We start from the raw sequence: 19,252 nt of genomic DNA, 5'->3' as shown, positions 1-19,252 counted from the left end.
GTGCTGATCGGTCTGCCGCCGGAATCGCGCGACGACGAGCCGCGTGGCGCACGTGCGCATTTTCTGCAGGTGTTTCTGTCGCAGCGTTCGCAGATGGAAGCGCTGGTGAATCGGCGCGTCGGTTGCCGGGCGACTGCGGCGGATCTGGTGCAGGACCTGTTTCTGCGCTTCTGGCGACGGCCGCTGGTGCAGGTCGAAGAACTCAGCACCTACCTTTTGCGTTGCGCCGGCAACATCGCCATCGATCATTTGCGCAGCGAAGGCACGCGTGTGCGGGTCAACGAAGGTTGGCAGCCGGACGAGCCGGACAGCCACGGCAGTGAACCGCAAGCCGCGCTCGAAGCCGGCAATGATCTGCGCCATGTCGAAGCCGCGTTGCGTGCGTTGCCTGAGCGCACCCGGCAGATCTTTTTGCTCAATCGCATCCACGGCCGCAAGTACGCAGAAATCGCCAAAGCCATGGGCCTGTCCCAAAGCGCTGTGGAAAAACATATGATGCGCGCCCTCGAGGCCTGCAAGGCCAGCCTGCGCGACCCCGCGCCACGTCCGCCAGGGAAAGCACCGTGAAGCACACCGATTGCATCCGTCCGACGCCTGTTCAGGAACAGGCCGCATTGGCCTGGCTGAGCCTGCTGCACGATCGGCCGAGTGCTGGCGATCAACTGACATTCAGCCAATGGCTGCGCGCGGATCCGGCGCATGCCGAGGCTTACGCGCAGGCCCAGGTGCTCTGGGAACTGAGCGAAGGCCCGGCGCGTACCCTGGCCGATGAAGAGGCTGTGGCGCTGCAGGATTATCTCGATGCAATGGATCGCCCACGACGCCCGCAGGTTTTGCGCTGGTCAGGTGCGCTGGCGATGGCGGCGTGTCTGTTGCTGATGGTCAGCCTCGGTACGGGCTGGCAGCCACAGCGCTGGATCGACGATCTCGGCGCCGATTATGTTTCGGCGCCGGGCGAGATCCGCACGGTGACCCTCGCCGATCAATCGCAGGTAACCCTGGATGCCGACAGCGCGATTGCCGTGGACTTCAGCCATGGCGAGCGACATGTGCAGTTGCGCCGTGGCGCTGGTTTTTTCAGCGTGACGCACACCGGTGATCCGTTTGTGGTGGCGGCGGAACAAGGTGAGGCGCGAGTGCTCGGCACGCAATTTGAAGTGCGTCTGCAGCCGCATGGTGCGCAGGTCACGGTGTTGTCCGGGCGCGTCGGCGTCACGGCGGATCGCCAAGGCGAACAGCAGATTCTCACGGCGGGGCAGCAAGTCGCTTACGGTCAGGGCGCAGCGCAAAAACTCCATGCCGTGGACAGCGAGGCGCAACTGGCCTGGCGGCAGGGCTGGCTGACTTACTACAAGTCGACGCTGGCCGAGGTGGTCGAAGATCTGCGGCGGTATTACCCGGGGCGGATCGTGCTGCTCAGCGATGAGCTGGCGGCGCGCAAGGTCAGTGGCAGTTTCCCGAGCAAGGATCCGCAGGCGGTGTTGAGTTCTCTGCAAGGGGTGTTGGGGTTTGAGCAGCATCAGGTGCTGGGGCATCTGATTATTTTGCGCTGAGGCAAAGTCAAAAGATCGCAGCCTGCGGCAGCTCCTACAGGGAACGCATACCCATGTAGGAGCTGCCGAAGGCTGCGATCTTTTGATCTCGAAAAAATATTTTCAAATAGTGATGAGGTAAACCCGAACCCCATCCGTGTAGTGACTGAAACTGCGAGTCATTCGCATCCGTTGCGGTTCTACACAGGTCATTGAGCAATGAAGTCCAGGGCAAAATCGGGTTCGGTCAAACAGTGGTTGAGCGTATCGGCGTTGAGTTTTTCGGCATTGGCGTTGTTGCCGATGAGCGTTGCGCTCGCGACCGAAGCGGTCAGCAGCCCGGCGCAAAAACAGTTCAACTTCGCACTGGCGGCCAAACCACTGCCACAAGCCCTCAGTGACTTCAGCCGCGTCACCGGGCAAAGCGTGGTCTACACCGATGAGGCGCCTTACGGCCTCATCGCTCCGGCAGTCAACGGTCAGATGAGCGCCGAACAAGCGCTGCAACGCTTGCTCAGCGGTTCGGGCCTGAGCTTGCGCCGCACCGACAGCCACACCCTGGCGCTGGAGCCGCAACCGACCGAAGGCGCGCTGAACCTCGGCGCCACCACCATCACCTCGACGCGCGACGAGTCGATGAGTTATCAGCCGCCGGAAACCAGCTCGGTGATGCGCTCCTCGGCCTCGTTGCAGGAAGTCCCGCAGACCGTCAACGTCATCCCGGCGCAAGTCATCCGCGATCAGGCGCCGCGTAATCTTGACGACGCGCTGGCCAATGTCAGCGGTATCACCCAGGGCAACACCTTGGGCAGTACCCAGGATTCGGTGATGACCCGCGGTTTCGGCGACAACCGTAACGGCTCGATCATGCGCGACGGCATGCCGATCGTGCAGGGCCGCGGCATGAACGCCACGGTGGATCGCGTCGAAGTGCTCAAAGGTCCGGCGTCGTTGCTGTACGGCATTCAGGATCCGGGCGGCGTGGTCAACATGGTCAGCAAGAAACCTGAGCTGGCGCAGTACAACGCGCTGACCTTGCGCGGCTCGACCTACGGCGACGGCAAGAATGGCAGCGGCGGCACCTTCGACAGCACCGGCGCACTGGGCGATTCCGGGCTGGCTTATCGCATGGTACTCGATCACGAAGATGAAGATTACTGGCGCAACTTTGGCTCCCATCGCGAAACCCTGATCGCGCCGTCGCTCGCCTGGTACGGCGAAAGCACCAAGCTGCTGTTCGCCTACGAACACCGTGAATTTCTGACGCCGTTCGACCGTGGCACGCTGATCGATCCGCGCACCAACCATCCGCTGGACATCTCGCGCAACGAGCGTCTCGACGAGCCGTTCAACAACATGGAAGGGCGTTCCGATCTCTATCATTTCGAAGCCGATCATGAACTCAACGACGACTGGAAAGCCCGCTTCGGCTACAGCTGGAACCGCGAGACTTACGACGCCAGCCAGGTGCGCGTCACCGCCATCGACACCAAAAAGGGCACGCTGACTCGCAGCATGGACGGCACCCAAGGCGCGATCAGCACCGACCGTTTCACCACCGCCAGCCTTGAGGGCAAAGTCAACATACTGGGCATGCAACATGACCTGGTGTTCGGCGTCGACGACGAGTACCGCAAGATCTACCGCGCCGACCTGATCCGCCAGAAAAGCCTGAGCACCTTCAGCTACGTCAACCCGGTGTATGGCCGTGAAGTCGAAGGCACCACGGTCAGTGCCGCCGACAGCGCGCAAACCGATGAACTGCGCAGCGATTCGCTGTTCATGCAGGACTCGATTCACCTCACCGACCAGTGGATTCTAGTCGCCGGCGGACGCTTTCAGGAATACGACCAGTACGCCGGCAAAGGCGTGCCGTTCAAGGCCAACACCGACAGCAACGGCCAGAAGTGGGTGCCGCGCGCCGGTCTGGTGTATCGCTACACCGACGCTCTGTCGTTCTACGGCAGCTACACCGAATCGTTCAAACCCAACTCGACCATCGCGCCGTTGAGCGGCAGCAGCAGCGTGCTCGACGGCAGCATTGCGCCGGAAGAAGCCAAGTCATGGGAGCTGGGCGCGCGCCTCGATATGCCGGGGCAACTCACCGGTAACATCGCGCTGTTCGACATCAAGAAACGCAACGTGCTGGTGGCCAACGCCGAAGGCCCGACGACGATTTACAGTGCCGCCGGCGAAGTGCGTTCGCGCGGTCTGGAAATGGACCTGACCGGTCAACTGAGCGAGCACTGGAGCATGATCGGCAGCTACGCCTACACCGATGCCGAAGTCACCGAGGACCCGGACTACAAAGGCAAGCGTTTGCAGAACGTGGCGAAGAATTCCGGCTCATTGTCGGCGGTGTATGACTTCGGCAGCGTAATCGGTGGCGATCAGTTGCGTGTCGGCGCTGGCGCTCGTTACGTCGGCGAGCGCGCCGGTAACGCGGTGAATGATTTTGACTTGCCGAGCTACACCGTCGCCGATGCGTTTGCCACTTACGACACCAAAGTCGAAGGGCAGAAGGTCAAGTTCCAGCTCAACGTGAAGAACCTGTTTGATCGCACCTACTACACCTCGGCGGCGAGCCGGTTCTTTGTGTCGATGGGCGATTCGCGGCAGATCTCGCTGTCCAGCACCCTGGAATTCTGAGGCAACAGCAAAAGATCGCAGCCTGCGGCAGCTCCTACATTATTCCCGTGCAGGAGCTGCCGAAGGCTGCGATCTTTTGATCTTCTAACGCAAAAACGCCTGCCGATATTCGCCAGGAGTCCCGCCCAGCACCTGCTTGAACCGATTGGTAAAGTGGCTCGCACTGGCAAACCCGCAAGCCAAGGCAATCTCCCCCAACGGCAGCACCGTGCCCCGCAACAACTCACGCGCCCGATCCAAGCGTCGCGCCAGCACGTATTGATGCGGCGGCAAGCCAAAGCTCACACGAAACATCCGCGCAAAGTGGTATTCCGACAATGCACACAGACCAGCAAGCTGACCGAGGCTGATCGGTTCAGCCATCTGGCTGTCGATGAACTCCACCAGTTGCCTCCGCTGATGCGCGGCCAGTCCGCCCTTCAGGCGTAAACCCTGACGTGCACCGACCTGGCTGAGCAGGGTGTGGCTGATCAATTCATGGGCGAGGCTGCTGGTCAGCAAACGTTCGGCGGGCTCATCCCAGTTCAGCGTCAGCAGTTGACGAAAGCGCTGCGCCTGCTGCGGGTCTTCAATAAAGGTCTGTTCACGCAGCTGCATTTCCCGTGGCTCGCGATCGAGCAGCGTGACGCAACCAAGGGCAAATTGTTCGGCGCTGAAATACAGGTGCGCGAGGCGAATATCGCCGTTGATCACCCAGCCGGACTGGTGATCGGCCGGCAGAATGCACAACTTGTCCGGCCCGCCCTTGTGCCCCGGTTGCCCACGGCGGAAGGTGCCAGTGCCACCGGCGATGTAGCAGGAGAGCGTGTGGTGGCTCGGCGCTTCGTACTCCTGAGCGTCGTGGTGATTGGTCCACAGGGCCGCAGACAAGCCGTCACCGAGCTCGGCGCTGTGCACAAGGCGTGCATTGGGCGAGCGGTTAAGCGCTTGAAAGACTTGCAGGGTATCGATGGCGGACATGATCGGCTCTCTCCAACGCCTTGCATCCTACTCCGTAGATTTCGCCCTGCCAGCCCACCGCCGGACAAAAGCGCAAGAATCTGCAAGCGCCCCGACGCCGGGTGTATCACGCTCAATCCCTATCCAGCGCAAACCTGTGGCGAGGGAGCTTGCTTGCGCTTGAGTGCGCAGCACTCACTAAACGGCGTGGCAGCCCGGCAAAAGTGGGCCGCTGCGCAACCCGGCGCGAGCAAGCTCGCTCGCCACAGCAAGTGCTCGGCATTATCTCCAGGAGTGGGCGTCATGAATCTTTCGTTGTATCTGCTGACCGTGCTGATCTGGGGCACCACCTGGATTGCCCTGAAATGGCAATTGGGCGTGGTGGCGATTCCGGTGTCGATCGTCTATCGCTTCGGCCTCGCTGCGCTGGTGCTGTTTGTGTTGCTGCTGCTCAGTCGGCGCCTGCAACCGATGAACCGGCGCGGTCATCTGATTTGCGTCGCGCAGGGGGTGTGCCTGTTCTGCGTGAATTTCATGTGCTTCCTGACGGCCAGTCAGTGGATTCCCAGTGGCCTGGTGGCGGTGGTGTTTTCTACCGCGACGCTGTGGAATGCGCTGAACGCGCGGGTGTTCTTCGGTCAACGTATTGCGCGCAATGTGCTGATGGGCGGCGCGCTTGGCCTGTTTGGCCTGGGCATGTTGTTCTGGCCAGAACTGGCCGGGCATCAGGCTACCCCGCAAACCTTGCTCGGCCTCGGTCTGGCGCTATGCGGCACGCTGTGTTTCTCGGCGGGCAACATGCTTTCGAGCTTGCAACAGAAGGCCGGCCTCAAGCCGCTGACCACCAATGCCTGGGGCATGGCTTACGGCGCGGCGATGTTGTCGGTGTGGTGCCTGGTCAAAGGTATTCCGTTCGACATGGACTGGTCACCGCGTTATGTCGGGGCGTTGTTGTATCTGGTGGTACCGGGTTCAGTCATCGGCTTCACCGCTTACCTGACGCTGGTCGGGCGCATGGGTCCGGAACGCGCGGCGTATTGCACGGTGTTGTTCCCGGTGGTGGCACTGAACGTTTCTGCGTTTGCCGAAGGTTATCAGTGGACAGCGCCGGCACTGGCCGGTCTGGTACTGGTGATGCTGGGTAACGTATTGGTCTTTCGCAAACCTCGGCCAGTGCAACTTTCAGGGCAGGGGAAGTTAGTCTGATCGCCGTGAAGATCGAGCGCTGATTTGTCACTGCTCGATCTTCAGAGCGATGTAAATCATCAGCGGGAAGATAAAGTCGACAATATGCCTTGCCCAGTCCTTGGCGTTCCATGCTTCCGAGTTGTCCATGTCGAACCATTCGACACCAATGACTTGCAGGCAAAAGTAGTAGATGAATATTGCGATCAGTAATCCGATAATTGCGTACTTCTTGGCTTCATGAAAGTCCGCTGCCGATTGTTTGATCTTTCGGTAAAGTTGATAAGTGCCCACCAGGCAGAAGCTGGTATAGAGCGCTTCCAGCGTGATGATCAGCCAGTAGATCCGGTGGTGCAGCATGGGCGAAGTGATTGCCCGATAGCGTATGTTGGGGTTTTTCAGGCTGGTGTCCATGCTCAGGACATGGCCGACATACTCATAATTTGAAGCGTAGTCGGTGAAGTTGCTGAACATTACCAGAATGCCAAATAAGCTGATGAACGCCATCAGGATGACTTTGCTATATCGTACTATTTCGTCGGTGCTAAGGTTGTTCAAGATTAATGCTCTCCATAACTTCATACCGTGAATTCGATAGGTCGGGAGAGTTTATAATGGTTATTTCCGGTTTTGGCTGGGGTTCAATTACAAGGTATGTGTAGCGTTATGTTTTTATAATGAAACGGGCAAGTACCCTGGAGTACTTGCCCGTATTGTTATCCGCGCCAGACTTGCGGATTGACCAGATCCTTCGGGCGTTCACCGAGCAGGGCGCTACGCAGATTGGCAAGGGCGCGATTGGCCATGGCTTCGCGGGTTTCGTTGGTCGCTGAGCCAATGTGCGGCAGGGTCACAGCGTTTTTCAGCTGGAACAGCGGCGATTCGGCCAGCGGTTCCTTTTCGTAAACGTCCAGACCAGCGCCGCGAATGCGCTTGTTTTGCAGGGCTTCGATCAGTGCGGGTTCGTCGACAACCGGGCCACGGGAGATGTTGACGAGGATGGCGCTTGGTTTCATCAGGGCCAGTTCGCGGTGGCTGATCAGGTGGCGGGTCTTGTCGCTGAGTGGCACCACCAGGCAGACGAAGTCGGCTTCGGCCAGCAACTGGTCAAGGCTGCGAAATTGCGCGCCAAGTTGCTGTTCGAGTTCGCTTTTGCGGCTGTTGCCGCTGTAGAGGATCGGCATGTTGAAGCCGAGGTGGCCACGGCGGGCGATGGCGGCGCCGATGTTGCCCATGCCGACGATGCCGAGGGTTTTGCCGTGCACGTCACAGCCGAACAGCGGGGCGCCGACGCTGGCTTGCCATTGGCCGGCTTTGGTCCAGGCGTCGAGTTCGGCGACGCGGCGGGCGCTGCTCATGATCAGCGCGAAGGCGAGGTCGGCAGTGCTTTCGGTGAGAACGTCGGGGGTGTTGGTGAGCATGATCCCGCGTTGGTTGAAGTAGTCGAGGTCGTAGTTGTCGTAGCCGACGGAGACGCTGGAGACTACTTCGAGTTTGGTCGCGGTTTCGAGTTGGGCCTGGCCGAGTTTTCGGCCGACGCCGATGAGGCCGTGGGCATGGGGCAGGGCTTCGTTGAATTGGGCGTTGATGTCGCCGGCTTTTGGGTTGGGGACGATGACGTCGAATTCTTGTTGCAGGCGTTCGATCATTGGGGGGGTGATGCGGCTGAAGGCCAGGACAGTTTTTTTCATTGGTTTTGGCTCTTGTTCGGCTTGATACCAAGCACGCTAACATTTCTGGCTTGGGGTTGTCTTGGCGGCTTGTACGCCGAACAGCCTCTCGGGCTTTTGGGCCAATCAACAGTTTTTCGGGGGGCGGCTCCGTGTTCATCCCGAGTCTCTCCTAGTGCTGCTGTTCTAAACGTGCGCTGAACTTTTGATGACTTCAGTTATAACAAAAAAGATCGTCGATAAAGGATTTTGTTGCGAATATGTTTCTAAGACTGTCAGTTCTGACAGGTGCGGGTAAATAATAATAATGGCAGTCTTTTGTTTCGCATTTTCCGCGACAATCAACTTTGATAAAAGGACTTCTCATGAAAAATGAATTTTTTCTGTCTTCAAAACAACAAAAAGATGTGAGCGGTACGGCCAATGTTCTCATTGATAGTCTTGCACCATTCAACGGCGTGGTTGAAACCTTCGTAACGAATGGTGAGGAAGTTTACGTTATTGCACATCAGAAATTTGATGCCACGCGATCAGGGTCTCTGATGTTCAGTTTTAAGACTGATATCACTAATGGTAAGCATGATTATGAGACTGGTTCAGGGCTGTCTATTTTTTATAATTTGATCGAAAAGACCGATGATTGGGAAAAACTCACGCCGTATCCGGCTGTTTATGGCAGTGGAACTGTAACTGTGAGTTTCGACTATGCTAAAGGTACATTGGCAGTTGAGTTTGATTTGGAAGTTCAAAATAATCCAACAGAGCCAAAGTTAAAAGCGATTGGTGCATTCAGAGATGTTTCAGGTCTTGAGCATGTTAAGAAATAACGCGGCTCTATTTTTATTCAATCAATTTTTTGAGTGATCGCCGTCCATCGGGACGTCCACGTTTATCGATAGATGTGGACGTCCCGCGCTGTGCTCAGGCTGCTCCTACGGATTAGCGATGCGTGGCGGGCAGTGTCACTTCCACAGAAAGTCCCTCGGTCACAGGCTGTGGCTGATCTGCGCGAATATAACGTTCTGTTTAAAGTCTGCCCCGATGGCCGCAGCCGAACTTACATCCTGCCCGCTGGATGGGAAGACACGCGCTCGGCTTTTGTTTCGCGGTGAATTTACCCCTCATCGGAACGCCGCCCGCCCAGCCCTCTCCCCTGGGAGAGGGAGCCGATTTACGGGCTTTTCAATATCGGAATTCGACCGGGTATTTCACGTCGGCGTGACTCTCCCAAACACCTCGATCAGTCCCCTTTCCCTTTGGGAGAGGGTTAGGGTGAGGGGCTTTTAGTTGTGTGGCGGGGACTGCGGGATTTCGTGGTTATCCAGCACTCGATTCACCGCCAGTTCAGCGAGCATGATGATCTGCTGGATCGCCAGAATCGTCCTCCGCTGCGGAAGATCGATGTAGGTGGCGATGTCGCTGGTCATGAGGCTGGCTTGTGCCAGTGATTCGCAGGCGTGCACCAGCAGGCTTTCGTTGTCCTGATCCGGGGCGATCTGGAACATGGTGCTGGGTTTGTGGAAGCGCAGGGTGAGTGCGTTGGGTTTGAGGTAGTGGTCGAGGGCGCGTTCGGCGGCTTCGTGGAATTTCTTTGAACCGGGGAATTCGTAGGGGGTGGTGTCGTCGGTTTCGGGTGGGTTAGGCGTTGGTTTGAACATAGGAAACATACTCGTGGCAAGTTGAGTTGAAGCGGCCACTTTTCGTTTTCCAGGCGAAAGGGTGGCAGCTGCGCGCGGACTGGAAAAACCGGTCAACTCACCAAAACCGGCAGGCCCAAGGGCCTCCCGCGCACAGCCGCCATAACATTGCGAGCTAAAAAGCGCCGCAGTATGCCATGAGCTTTGGTAGTTGAAATCGGGTTTTCCAGACCCGGTCGCTGATTCGTCAGCGACACCCAAATCCGAGCCACCTCACTTCCGACGGACAACCGTCAAACCCTGTCGGAAAAATCCGCGAAATCCTCAATCTGTAGGAGCTGCCGCAGGCTGCGATCTTTTGATTTTTAAACAGCGAGATCAAAAGATCGCAGCCTGCGGCGGCTCCTACACGGGCGTGGTGTGTTTAATCAGTTGGCGACTCGGGCGCCGGCGAGGCTGCCGCTCAGTTCGTAGGCGGCCAGTTCGGCCTGATGGGCGGCGAGGATTTCCGGCAGCGAGCCGCGCAGGTATTCGACCCACGTCTTGATCTTCGCATCCAGATATTGCCGCGACGGGTAGATCGCGTACAGGTTCAGCTCTTGCGAGCGGTAGTTCGGCATGACCCGCACCAGTGTGCCGTTACGCAATCCTTCTATCGCCGCATACACCGGCAGCACGCCCAGCCCCATGCCGCTAATGATCGCGGTTTTCATCGCGTCAGCGGAGTTCACCAAAAACGGTGAGCTGTTGATGGTGACCATTTCCTGGCCTTCCGGGCCGTCGAAGGCCCATTTCTCCAGCGGGATCACCGGACTGACCAGACGCAGGCAGGCGTGGTTCAGCAGGTCGCTGGGCTTTTGCGCGGCGCCATTGGCTTTCACGTAGGCCGGTGAGGCGCAGACGATGCTGTAGGTGATGCCCAGGCGTTGCGAAACGAAGCCTGAGTCCGGCAGTTCGCTGGCGAGCACGATGGACACGTCATAGCCTTCGTCGAGCAGGTCCGGCACGCGGTTGGCCATGGTCAGGTCGAAGGTCACGTCGGGGTGGGTCTTGCGGTAGCGGGCAATGGCATCGATGACGAAGTGCTGGCCGATGCCGGTCATGGTGTGCACTTTCAATTGCCCGGCCGGGCGCGCGTGGGCGTCGCTGGCTTCGGCTTCGGCCTCTTCGACGTAGGCGAGGATCTGTTCGCAGCGCAGCAGGTAGCGTTTGCCCGCCTCGGTCAGGGCGATGCGCCGGGTGGTGCGGTTGAGCAGGCGGGTTTGCAGATGGGCTTCCAGGTTGGAGACCGCGCGCGAGACGTTGGCCGTGGTGGTGTCGAGTTGCACGGCGGCGGCGGTGAAGCTGCCGGCTTCGGCGACGCAACTGAAGGCGCGCATGTTTTGCAAAGTGTCCATGGGGTGCTCTCAAGGGAGATGGCAAATTGTGACACGAAGTTTCCGGGGCGAGACCCCCGACCAAGGGATTATCTCGTTAACCGTAACAAAGATTCACAGAAATCCCAGCTTATCGCCGCACAGGGCCTTCCATAGAATTGCGCCGATCCCTGTAGGAGCTGCCGAAGGCTGCGATCTTTTGATTTTGTTTTAAGGGAATCAAGGTCAAAAGATCGCAGCCTTCGGCAGCTCCTACAGAGGAAGCATCGATCCCCTCTCTCAGGAATTCGCAGCTGTGCCGCGTCGCATCAACAGAGCGCTTTTGCCGCTCAGTGTTCTGGCTTTTACCCTGGGTCTCGGCGGCTGCATCTCAACCGAAGGCATTGCTCCGCAAGGCAACGCGTTGGACGCCAATTCACTGGCCACCGACGACGCCATCGCCCACGCTGCCCGTGACGCCAATTGGCCCACCGCACAATGGTGGCAAGCCTACGGCGACCCGCAACTCAATCGCTGGATCCACCTCGCCGTGCACGGCAGCCCTAGCATGGCCATGGCCGCTGCGCGAGTGCGTCAGGCCAAAGCCATGGCCGGTGTCGCCGAAGCGGCCGAGTCGTTGCAGATCAATGGCGAGTCGACCCTCAAGCGCCACAACTGGCCGACCGATCAGTTCTACGGCCCGGGCGATCTGGCCAACACCACCACCTGGGACAACAACGCCGCGCTCGGTTTCAGCTACGCCCTCGACCTCTGGGGCCGCGAAAGCAATAGCAGCGAGCGCGCCGTGGATCTGGCGCACATGAGCGCGGCCGAAGCGCGACTGGCGCAGCTGGAATTGCAGAACAACATCGTCCGCGCCTACATCGAACTGTCGCTGCATTACGCCCAGCGCGACATCGTCGCGGCGACGCTCAAGCAGCAACAGCAGATTCTCGATCTGGCGCAGAAGCGTTTGAACGGCGGGATCGGCACCCATTTCGAAGTCAGTCAGGCCGAGGCGCCGTTGCCGGAAACCCATCGGCAAATCGATGCGCTGGATGAGGAGATTGCCCTCAGTCGCAACCAACTGGCGGCGTTGGCTGGCAAGGGACCGGGCGAGGGCGCGCAGTTGCAACGCCCGACTTTGTCCCTCGGTGCTGCGCTGAAAATGCCGTCGGCGTTGCCGGCCGAATTGCTCGGCCAGCGTCCGGACGTGGTTGCCAGTCGCTGGCAGGTTGCGGCGCAGGCGCGCGGAATTGATGTGGTGCACGCCGGGTTTTATCCCAACGTCGATCTGGTCGGCAGTCTCGGTTACATGGCCACCGGTGGCGGAGCGCTGGAGTTTTTGACCGGCAAGAAACTCAACTACAACGTCGGCCCGGCAATCTCGCTGCCGATCTTCGACGGCGGGCGGTTGCGCTCGGAACTCGGTGAAGCCTCCGCTGGTTATGACATCGCCGTGGCGCATTACAACCAGACGCTGGTGAATGCGCTGAAGAACATTTCCGACCAGTTGATCCGCCGTGAATCGATGGACAAGCAGCAAGGCTTCGCTGCCGAGTCGGTGGCGACCGCGCAGAAAACGTACGACATCGCGATGATCGCTTATCAGCGTGGGCTTACCGATTACCTCAACGTGCTCAATGCGCAGACGTTGCTGTTCAAGCAACAGCAAGTGCAGCAGCAGGTGCAGGCGGCGCGCCTCAGTGCGCATGCCGAACTGGTGACTGCGCTGGGTGGCGGCCTCGGTGCCGGCAACGACGTACCGACTGCTGAAAAAACCCAGGCCCCGCAAACCCCGGCACTGCTGCGGTGAACCCAAAATATCTGGTGGGAATTTCCTCCTTTGGAGTTGACCCCAAACGCTGTGGCGAGGGGATTTATCCCCGTTCGGCGGCGCAGCCGTCGCAAAGCCAGTGCACGCGGTGTGACTGTGGGAATCGGGTCGTAGGTTTTGGGGCCGCTTCGCAGCCCAACGGGGATAAATCCCCTCGCCACAGGGGCTGTGTACGCCGTAGCAAATTCTTCAATTCTCGATCATTGAGCAGAATGTAATGACTCCCTTGCCCGCACCTCTGCGCTGGCTTTACTCCCTGGAATGGCGCCGTGGATTTTTCGACTGGGCGCGCAGCGATGGCGTGACCTGGGTCTACATCTTCAAGGTGTTGATCGCCGCATTCCTCACGCTATGGCTGGCCATGCGCCTGGAACTGCCGCAACCGCGCACCGCAATGATCACCGTGTTCATCGTCATGCAGCCGCAGAGCGGCCAGGTGTTTGCCAAGAGTTTCTATCGCTTTCTCGGCACCCTCGCGGGGTCGGCGATGATGGTCACGCTGATCGCATTGTTTGCGCAAAACACCGAACTGTTTCTCGGCTCGCTGGCGATCTGGGTTGGCATCTGCTCGGCCGGCGCCGCGCGTTGCCGCAACTTCCGCGCCTACGGTTTTGTCCTCGCCGGTTACACCGCCGCGATGGTCGGTTTACCCGCGCTGGCCCACCCGGACGGCGCGTTCATGGCCGCCGTATGGCGAGTGCTGGAAATCTCGCTGGGCATCCTTTGCGCGACCGTGATCAGCGCCGCGATCCTGCCGCAAACCGCCAGCGCCGCCATGCGCAACGCCTTGTATCAGCGCTTCGGCGTGTTCGCATTGTTTGTCACCGATGGCCTGCGCGGACGCAGCAAACCCGAGTCTTTCGAAGCCAGCAACGTGCGCTTCATCGCCGAAGCGGTGGGCCTTGAAGGCTTGCGCAGCGTGACGGTTTTCGAAGACCCGCACATGCGTCGGCGCAACGGTCGACTGAGCCGTTTGAACAGCGAATTCATGGGCATCACCACACGCTTCAACGCTTTGCACCAGTTGCTCGAACGCCTGCGCGGCAACGGCGAAGAACATGTGGTCGCAGCGATCAGACCAGGCCTGCAGGATCTTGCCGAAGTGCTCGACGGCTTCAGCGGCCGCGCCCTGACCAGCCCCGATGCCGCTCGTTTGGCAACTGCTCTGGCGACCTACAAAGAAGGTTTGCCGGCACGTGTGCGCAGCTTGCGCGCGATCTTTCAGGAGAGTGATCCGAGCGACGCCGAGCAACTGGATTTCCACACCGCGTACGAATTGCTTTATCGCTTCGTCGACGACCTGCACAGTTATGCACAGACCCACGCCTCTCTGGCCGATCACCGTCACGAACGCGAGCGCTGGGACGAGCCGTTCACCCCGCAGACCAACTGGTGGGCGGCCGCTGCCTCGGGCATTCGCGCCTCGTTCATTCTGGTGGTGCTCGGCAGTTACTGGGTCGCCACCGCGTGGCCAAGCGGCGCGACGATGACGCTGATTGCTGCCGCCACAGTAGGTCTCTCCGCCGCCACGCCGAATCCGAAACGCATGGCTTTTCAGATGGCCTGCGGCACATTTCTCGGTGCCCTGGTCGGCTTCGTCGAGATGTTTTTCATCTTCCCGTGGATCGACGGTTTTCCACTGCTGTGCGTGATGCTCGCGCCAGTGATCGTGCTCGGCTCGTTCCTCACATCGCGGCCGCAATACGCCGGTGTCGGCCTGGGTTTGTTGATCTTCTTCAGCACCGGTTCTGTGCCGGACAACCTCACGATCTACAACCCCTACACCTTCATCAACGACTACATCGCCATGGTCATGGGTATGTTGGTCTGTGCCGCTGCCGGCGCAATCATTCTGCCGCCGAACAGTCGCTGGTTATGGAAGCGTCTGGAGCAGGACCTGCGCGGCCAGGTGGTCTACGCGATCAGCGGCAAACTCAAAGGCCTCGCGTCGAGTTTCGAGAGCCGTACCCGCGATTTGCTGCATCAGGCCTACGGTCTTGCGGCCGGGGAGCCGAAGGTGCAAAAGAATCTGCTGCGCTGGATGTTCGTGGTACTCGAAGTCGGCCACGCGATCATCGAGTTACGCAAAGAACAGGCGATCCTGCCGGTGCACCCGGCCTACGCCGAATCGCAGCCGTGGCGGCAGGCGATCCGCGTGATGGGTCGCGCGCTGGTGCGGCTGTTTCTGCAACCGAACGCCAGCAATCTCGAACGCGCACTGGTCGCCGTCGATCACGCCATCAGCCGAGTCGCGGCCACCGACGAACCGTTCGCGCCGCACTTCGATACCTCGGCGTTGCGCCGGGTGAAGAGCTATCTGCATTTCATCCGCACCTCACTGCTTGACCCGCAATCACCGCTCGCTGCCTACGCCATCGCCAAGCCCGAAGGACTTGCCCATGCCTCGTGAAATCGCCTTCCACGGCGTGTACATGCCGACCATGACCCTGATGTTTTTCATCGCTGCAGCGCTGGCCTGGGCGGTGGATCGGTTCCTGTCCGGGTTCGATCTGTACCGCTTCTTCTGGCACCCGGCGCTGCTGCGTCTGAGTCTGTTTACCTGTCTGTTCGGCGCCATGGCGCTGACTGTCTACCGTTGAGAACGTCACGATGAAAAAGTTTTTCAGCCTGCTCGCGACCCTGCTGGTGCTCGCCTTGGCGCTGTGGATCGGCCGCACGTTGTGGGAGCACTACATGAACACGCCGTGGACTCGCGATGGCCGCGTTCGCGCCGACATCATCAACGTCGCCGCCGACGTCACCGGTGAAGTGATCGATGTGCCGGTGCGCGACAACCAACTGGTGAAGAAGGGCGATCTGCTCATGCAGATCGACCCCGAGCATTACCGCATTGCGGTCAAGCAGGCGCAGTCGCTGGTCGCCTCGCGCAAGTCGACCTGGGAGATGCGCAAGGTCAACGCCCACCGCCGCGCCGACCTCGACAACCTGGTGATCTCCAAGGAAAACCGCGACGACGCCAGCAACATCGCCGATGCCGCGCTCGCCGATTACCAACACGCTCAGGCACAACTGGAGGCCGCCGAACTCAACCTCAAACGCACCGAAGTACGTGCGGCGGTCGATGGTTACGTGACCAACCTCAACGTGCATCGCGGTGATTACGCGCGCATCGGCGAGGCGAAAATGGCCGTGGTCGACATGAACTCGTTCTGGGTTTACGGCTTCTTCGAAGAGACCAAACTGCCCCACGTGAAAGTCGGCGATAAGGCCGACATGCAATTGATGAGCGGCGAAGTGCTCAAGGGCCATGTGGAAAGCATTTCCCGTGGCATCTACGACCGCGACAACCCGCAAAGCCGCGAGCTGATCGCCGATGTCAACCCGACCTTCAACTGGGTACGGTTGGCCCAGCGAGTGCCGGTGCGCATTCATATTGATCAAGTGCCGGAAGGTGTTCTGTTGGCGGCGGGGATTACCTGCACGGTGGTGGTGAATCAGGACGCTGTGGATAACTGATAGATCGAGTCGCTCCATTCGCGAGCAGGCTCGCTCCCACATGGGTAAGCATTTCAAATGTGGGAGCGAGCCTGCTCGCGATAAGGGCAACTCGGTGTCTCAGACCGATACCGAGTGATCACGAACTGCAAAACGTCTCCTGCAAATGCCGCCAAATCACTCGCCCGGACTCAAGTTTTTCAAACACCACCGTCGAACGCCGATCCGTATGCAATCCGTTCGCGTCCGCCTGCTGTTCGCGGTAGGTCACCGTCGCACCGCGCTCGTGTAATGCAATCCCGCACAGTTCGCTGAGCTCGATTTTGAACCCGCGCTTCTTCCCTCCAGCCATTTGAAACAATCCGCTCAACGCCTCGAAATCCAACACCCGGCCCAACGGCGAAACCATAGAGAATTCAGGCGAAAACCGCGCTAGCAGTCGCTCCAGTTCAGCGTCGTCTCCCTCCACGGCAAACCATCGTTCGATGGCTTCGTGTGCCTGAATCACTTCTTCAAAGTATTCGCTGTAGTCAGTCATGTAGATTTTTCCTTGAGGGGAGTTTGAGTCAGCAGCGCGAGCACTGCCGTCGAATCGAAGCGCAGCACGCTGACCATCGGCAGCATCGTCAGCAACGCGGCAGCGAGGAAGCAGTAGCGAAAACCATCGCCGCCCAATGCCCCCAGCAATGAGCTGAGCAACGCCGCGCCGAGGCAAAAACCAAGCTGGCGATTGATATTCCACAGCGCACTGGAGTGGCCCATTTTTTCTGTCGCGATGCCGACAAAGGCCAAGGTCTGCGCAGTGACGCTGCACAAACTGCCGCCCAGCCCCATCAGGGCGTAGGCGATGATCAGCGGGGCGCTCGCCGGTTGTTCGATGCGCATCAGCAGAGCAATGCCGAGGCATTGCAAAAGCATGCCGGCGCCGAGCAACGGCTTGGGGCCTACCCGGTTGAAGCTGCGTTTGCCGAGCATGATCGCGATGCCCGAACCCGCCGCCCATGGCAGCATCAGCGCACCGGTTTGCGCAGCGCCGACGCCGAGGTTGTGCAGGTACAACACGGCGATCATGTGAGTACCGGTGAACACACCGGGCACACACAGGTAAATCAACATCGCCAGACGTAATGACGGGTTCTTGATCAGTTGCAGATCGAGAATCGCCTCGGGTTTACGCCAGCCGTCGCGCAGATAAATGCACAGAGTCACAACGCTGAGCATCAATACGAAGAGGCCGAGCGTTCGGCTGTCGGTCTCGCTCACCAGACTGACGGCGATCAGCAACAAACTCAGGGCCGTTGCGGCCAGTAGCAAGCCGCGCGCATCCAGCGTCGGGCGTTCACTCGAAGGCTGATCGGGTTTCAACCAAAACAGGCCAAGGCCAAACGCGAGCAGCGCCACCGGCAAGTTCAAATAGAAAATCCATCGCCACGACAACGCCTGAACAATCAATCCACCCGCCGCCGGCGACAATGCTGGCACCATCAGCGCCACCAACAACACCACGCCGGTGAAATGCGCACGCTGCGACGGCGGAAACTGTCGATACGCCAACGCCTGACCGACTGGCAGCAGCAATCCGCCACCCAGCCCCTGCAACAACCGCCAGCCAATCAAGCTTTCAATTGATCCAGCTTGCGCCACCAGCGCCGAGCCAATCCCGAACAACAGCAGTGAAGCGAGAATCAGCCGTCGCTCACCCATCCGCGCCGCCAGCCACACGCTCAGCGGAATGATCAGCGTCAGGCCAAGCATGTAGGCGTTGCTGATCCACGCCAGTTGCGTGACAGACGCGTGCAATTGCTGAGCAATGTCGGGGTAGGCAATGCTGGCGACAAACATGTTCAGCAGGTCGAGGGCAAACCCTAGCAGATACACCAACGCGACTTTCGAGCGATAAGCCATGGCAGCTTCCCTGTAATGAGACGTGCAGGGTAAGGCGCTTACAGTCGTAGGAAAACGCTGGTTTGACTGTTAGTTTGTCAAAATGATTTTGACAGGGAGTACGCTGTATATGGTCAGCCTGGATCGTTTTGACACGTTCAAAGCCGTGGTCGAGGCCGGCTCATTGACGGCGGCCGCCGATACTTTGGGCCAGACCCGTGCCGTGGTGAGCTTCAATCTCAAGCGACTCGAAGAAGAGCTGGGTGTGACCTTGCTCACCCGCAACACGCGGCAACTGGCCCTGACCGATGCCGGCGAGCGTTTTTATCGCCGCTGTTTGCGCACCCTCGACGAGGCACGGCTGGCGATCGAGGAAGCGCGTTCAGAGCATTCACAGCTCAAGGGCACGTTGCGCATCACCACCACGGTGGAATTTGCCTTGGCTCAGGTGGTGCCGGCGCTGGAGGTGTTTCGCCAACAGCAGCCGCAGTTGAATATTCACCTGTCGACGTCTTCGACCCACGCCGATCTGATCTCCGAACGCTTCGACATGGCGATTCGCCTGGGGCGCATGCACGACTCCAATCTGCGCGCGGTGCAGCTGTCGACGTTCGAAGTGTTTGCGGTGGCGGCGCCTGCGTTGATCGAGCGTTTTGCGCCAGTTGCCACACTGGCGACGCTGGAGTCGATGCCAACCTTGGGCCACGGACGAGTGCCGGAAATGACGGTCGCCGACCCGGCCGGCGCCGAGCATGTCTACCAGCCAAAACCGGGGACCACCGCGATCGTTGCCGACAACTCGGCAACGCTGCGGGCGTTTGCATTGACCGGGCAGGGCGTGGCTATTCTGCCGCAATGGCTGATTCAGGATGATCTGGAGGCCGGGCGGTTGCAGCGTTTGCTCCCCGACTACCGCTTTGCCCGGCAAGGGGTCTACGCGCTATACCCGGACACCCGACATCTACCGCTGAAAGTGCGAGCGTTCATCGACTTCATGAAAACCTGGAACTAACGACTCCCCTGTAGGAGCTGTCGAGTGAAACGAGGCTGCGATCTGTTGATCTTCAAATCAACGTCAAAATCAAAAGATCGCAGCGTGCCGAAGCTC

The 19,252-nt window shown here is 59.5% G+C and carries 17 protein-coding genes; 10 read left to right on the top strand and 7 right to left on the bottom strand.

Annotation, left to right across the window (positions count from 1 at the left end; translation table 11 throughout):
* From QOL84_RS14440 to QOL84_RS14430, 3 genes are all read left to right on the top strand, one after another.
* Positions 1-567, top strand: coding sequence for an RNA polymerase sigma factor (locus QOL84_RS14440; RefSeq protein ID WP_129389356.1), 567 nt, complete (start codon positions 1-3; stop codon positions 565-567).
* A complete protein-coding gene (locus tag QOL84_RS14435; RefSeq protein ID WP_283437628.1) occupies positions 564-1,553 on the top strand; it encodes a FecR family protein in 990 nt (329 codons plus the stop codon). Before QOL84_RS14440 ends, QOL84_RS14435 begins: the two co-directional genes overlap by 4 nt.
* Before the next feature lie 198 nt (positions 1,554-1,751).
* Positions 1,752-4,181, top strand: a complete 2,430-nt coding sequence (locus QOL84_RS14430) for a TonB-dependent siderophore receptor (RefSeq protein ID WP_283437627.1) — start codon at positions 1,752-1,754, stop codon at positions 4,179-4,181.
* 84 nt (positions 4,182-4,265) lie between these two features.
* Here the strand turns inward: QOL84_RS14430 and QOL84_RS14425 are convergent, their stop codons facing one another.
* Positions 4,266-5,141: an AraC family transcriptional regulator gene (locus QOL84_RS14425; protein ID WP_283437626.1), complete on the bottom strand. Its 876-nt coding sequence runs from the start codon at positions 5,139-5,141 to the stop codon at positions 4,266-4,268.
* A gap of 282 nt (positions 5,142-5,423) precedes the next feature.
* Here QOL84_RS14425 and QOL84_RS14420 point away from each other — a divergent pair, with 282 nt between their 5' ends.
* Entirely contained in the window at positions 5,424-6,326 is a 903-nt protein-coding gene (locus QOL84_RS14420; RefSeq protein WP_283437625.1) for a DMT family transporter, read from the top strand.
* A 27-nt stretch (positions 6,327-6,353) separates the two neighbouring features.
* On the opposite strand, the gene QOL84_RS14415 is transcribed toward QOL84_RS14420, so the two are convergent.
* Positions 6,354-6,863, bottom strand: coding sequence for a DUF2165 family protein (locus tag QOL84_RS14415; protein WP_283437624.1), 510 nt, complete (start codon positions 6,861-6,863; stop codon positions 6,354-6,356).
* 158 nt (positions 6,864-7,021) lie between these two features.
* Positions 7,022-7,996, bottom strand: a complete 975-nt coding sequence (locus QOL84_RS14410) for a 2-hydroxyacid dehydrogenase (RefSeq protein WP_283437623.1) — start codon at positions 7,994-7,996, stop codon at positions 7,022-7,024.
* A 344-nt stretch (positions 7,997-8,340) separates the two neighbouring features.
* Here QOL84_RS14410 and QOL84_RS14405 point away from each other — a divergent pair, with 344 nt between their 5' ends.
* Complete coding sequence (locus QOL84_RS14405) at positions 8,341-8,802, top strand: hypothetical protein (RefSeq protein WP_283437622.1); 462 nt, start codon at positions 8,341-8,343, stop codon at positions 8,800-8,802.
* 456 nt (positions 8,803-9,258) lie between these two features.
* Here QOL84_RS14405 and QOL84_RS14400 read toward each other — a convergent pair whose 3' ends face one another.
* Together QOL84_RS14400 and QOL84_RS14395 are read right to left on the bottom strand one after the other, a co-directional pair.
* Positions 9,259-9,633 carry a DUF6124 family protein gene (locus QOL84_RS14400; RefSeq protein ID WP_283437621.1) on the bottom strand — a complete coding sequence of 125 codons (375 nt, stop codon included), beginning with the start codon at positions 9,631-9,633 and terminating at the stop codon, positions 9,259-9,261.
* A 407-nt stretch (positions 9,634-10,040) separates the two neighbouring features.
* Positions 10,041-11,009 (bottom strand): LysR family transcriptional regulator, encoded by a 969-nt coding sequence (locus QOL84_RS14395; protein WP_283437620.1) that lies wholly within the window; start codon positions 11,007-11,009, stop codon positions 10,041-10,043.
* Positions 11,010-11,283: 274 nt separating this feature from the next.
* Here QOL84_RS14395 and QOL84_RS14390 point away from each other — a divergent pair, with 274 nt between their 5' ends.
* The 4 genes from QOL84_RS14390 to QOL84_RS14375 all read left to right on the top strand — a co-directional run bounded on the left by QOL84_RS14390 (position 11,284) and on the right by QOL84_RS14375 (position 16,281).
* On the top strand, positions 11,284-12,783 hold the full coding sequence (locus QOL84_RS14390; protein ID WP_283437619.1) for an efflux transporter outer membrane subunit: 1,500 nt from the start codon (positions 11,284-11,286) through the stop codon (positions 12,781-12,783).
* A 238-nt stretch (positions 12,784-13,021) separates the two neighbouring features.
* Positions 13,022-15,214 carry an FUSC family protein gene (locus tag QOL84_RS14385; RefSeq protein WP_283437618.1) on the top strand — a complete coding sequence of 731 codons (2,193 nt, stop codon included), beginning with the start codon at positions 13,022-13,024 and terminating at the stop codon, positions 15,212-15,214.
* Positions 15,204-15,404, top strand: coding sequence for a DUF1656 domain-containing protein (locus tag QOL84_RS14380; RefSeq protein WP_007914106.1), 201 nt, complete (start codon positions 15,204-15,206; stop codon positions 15,402-15,404). The genes QOL84_RS14385 and QOL84_RS14380 overlap by 11 nt, the downstream gene beginning before the upstream one ends.
* 10 nt (positions 15,405-15,414) lie before the next feature.
* Complete coding sequence (locus QOL84_RS14375; protein ID WP_283437617.1) at positions 15,415-16,281, top strand: efflux RND transporter periplasmic adaptor subunit; 867 nt, start codon at positions 15,415-15,417, stop codon at positions 16,279-16,281.
* A 118-nt stretch (positions 16,282-16,399) separates the two neighbouring features.
* On the opposite strand, the gene QOL84_RS14370 is transcribed toward QOL84_RS14375, so the two are convergent.
* Positions 16,400-16,798 (bottom strand): DUF4440 domain-containing protein, encoded by a 399-nt coding sequence (locus tag QOL84_RS14370; protein ID WP_283437616.1) that lies wholly within the window; start codon positions 16,796-16,798, stop codon positions 16,400-16,402.
* Positions 16,795-18,165 carry an MFS transporter gene (locus QOL84_RS14365; RefSeq protein ID WP_283437615.1) on the bottom strand — a complete coding sequence of 457 codons (1,371 nt, stop codon included), beginning with the start codon at positions 18,163-18,165 and terminating at the stop codon, positions 16,795-16,797. Before QOL84_RS14365 ends, QOL84_RS14370 begins: the two co-directional genes overlap by 4 nt.
* A gap of 109 nt (positions 18,166-18,274) precedes the next feature.
* Here QOL84_RS14365 and QOL84_RS14360 point away from each other — a divergent pair, with 109 nt between their 5' ends.
* Complete coding sequence (locus QOL84_RS14360) at positions 18,275-19,156, top strand: LysR family transcriptional regulator (protein ID WP_283437614.1); 882 nt, start codon at positions 18,275-18,277, stop codon at positions 19,154-19,156.
* The last annotated feature ends 96 nt before the right edge of the window (positions 19,157-19,252 follow it).

Source organism: Pseudomonas helmanticensis (assembly GCF_900182985.1).
Taxonomy (GTDB): Bacteria; Pseudomonadota; Gammaproteobacteria; order Pseudomonadales; family Pseudomonadaceae; genus Aquipseudomonas; species Aquipseudomonas helmanticensis.
This window is presented reverse-complemented; position numbering and strand designations above follow the sequence as displayed.

Bases quoted from the DNA above. Each gene is read 5' to 3' on its own strand.
- QOL84_RS14430 (WP_283437627.1), top strand. From the start codon at position 1,752: ATGAAGTCCAGGGCAAAATCGGGTTCGGTCAAACAGTGGTTGAGCGTA.
- QOL84_RS14425 (WP_283437626.1), bottom strand. From the start codon at position 5,141: ATGTCCGCCATCGATACCCTGCAAGTCTTTCAAGCGCTTAACCGCTCG.
- QOL84_RS14420 (WP_283437625.1), top strand. From the start codon at position 5,424: ATGAATCTTTCGTTGTATCTGCTGACCGTGCTGATCTGGGGCACCACC.
- QOL84_RS14410 (WP_283437623.1), bottom strand. From the start codon at position 7,996: ATGAAAAAAACTGTCCTGGCCTTCAGCCGCATCACCCCCCCAATGATC.
- QOL84_RS14405 (WP_283437622.1), top strand. From the start codon at position 8,341: ATGAAAAATGAATTTTTTCTGTCTTCAAAACAACAAAAAGATGTGAGC.
- QOL84_RS14400 (WP_283437621.1), bottom strand. From the start codon at position 9,633: ATGTTCAAACCAACGCCTAACCCACCCGAAACCGACGACACCACCCCC.
- QOL84_RS14395 (WP_283437620.1), bottom strand. From the start codon at position 11,009: ATGGACACTTTGCAAAACATGCGCGCCTTCAGTTGCGTCGCCGAAGCC.
- QOL84_RS14385 (WP_283437618.1), top strand. From the start codon at position 13,022: ATGACTCCCTTGCCCGCACCTCTGCGCTGGCTTTACTCCCTGGAATGG.
- QOL84_RS14380 (WP_007914106.1), top strand. From the start codon at position 15,204: ATGCCTCGTGAAATCGCCTTCCACGGCGTGTACATGCCGACCATGACC.
- QOL84_RS14375 (WP_283437617.1), top strand. From the start codon at position 15,415: ATGAAAAAGTTTTTCAGCCTGCTCGCGACCCTGCTGGTGCTCGCCTTG.
- QOL84_RS14370 (WP_283437616.1), bottom strand. From the start codon at position 16,798: ATGACTGACTACAGCGAATACTTTGAAGAAGTGATTCAGGCACACGAA.
- QOL84_RS14365 (WP_283437615.1), bottom strand. From the start codon at position 18,165: ATGGCTTATCGCTCGAAAGTCGCGTTGGTGTATCTGCTAGGGTTTGCC.
- QOL84_RS14360 (WP_283437614.1), top strand. From the start codon at position 18,275: ATGGTCAGCCTGGATCGTTTTGACACGTTCAAAGCCGTGGTCGAGGCC.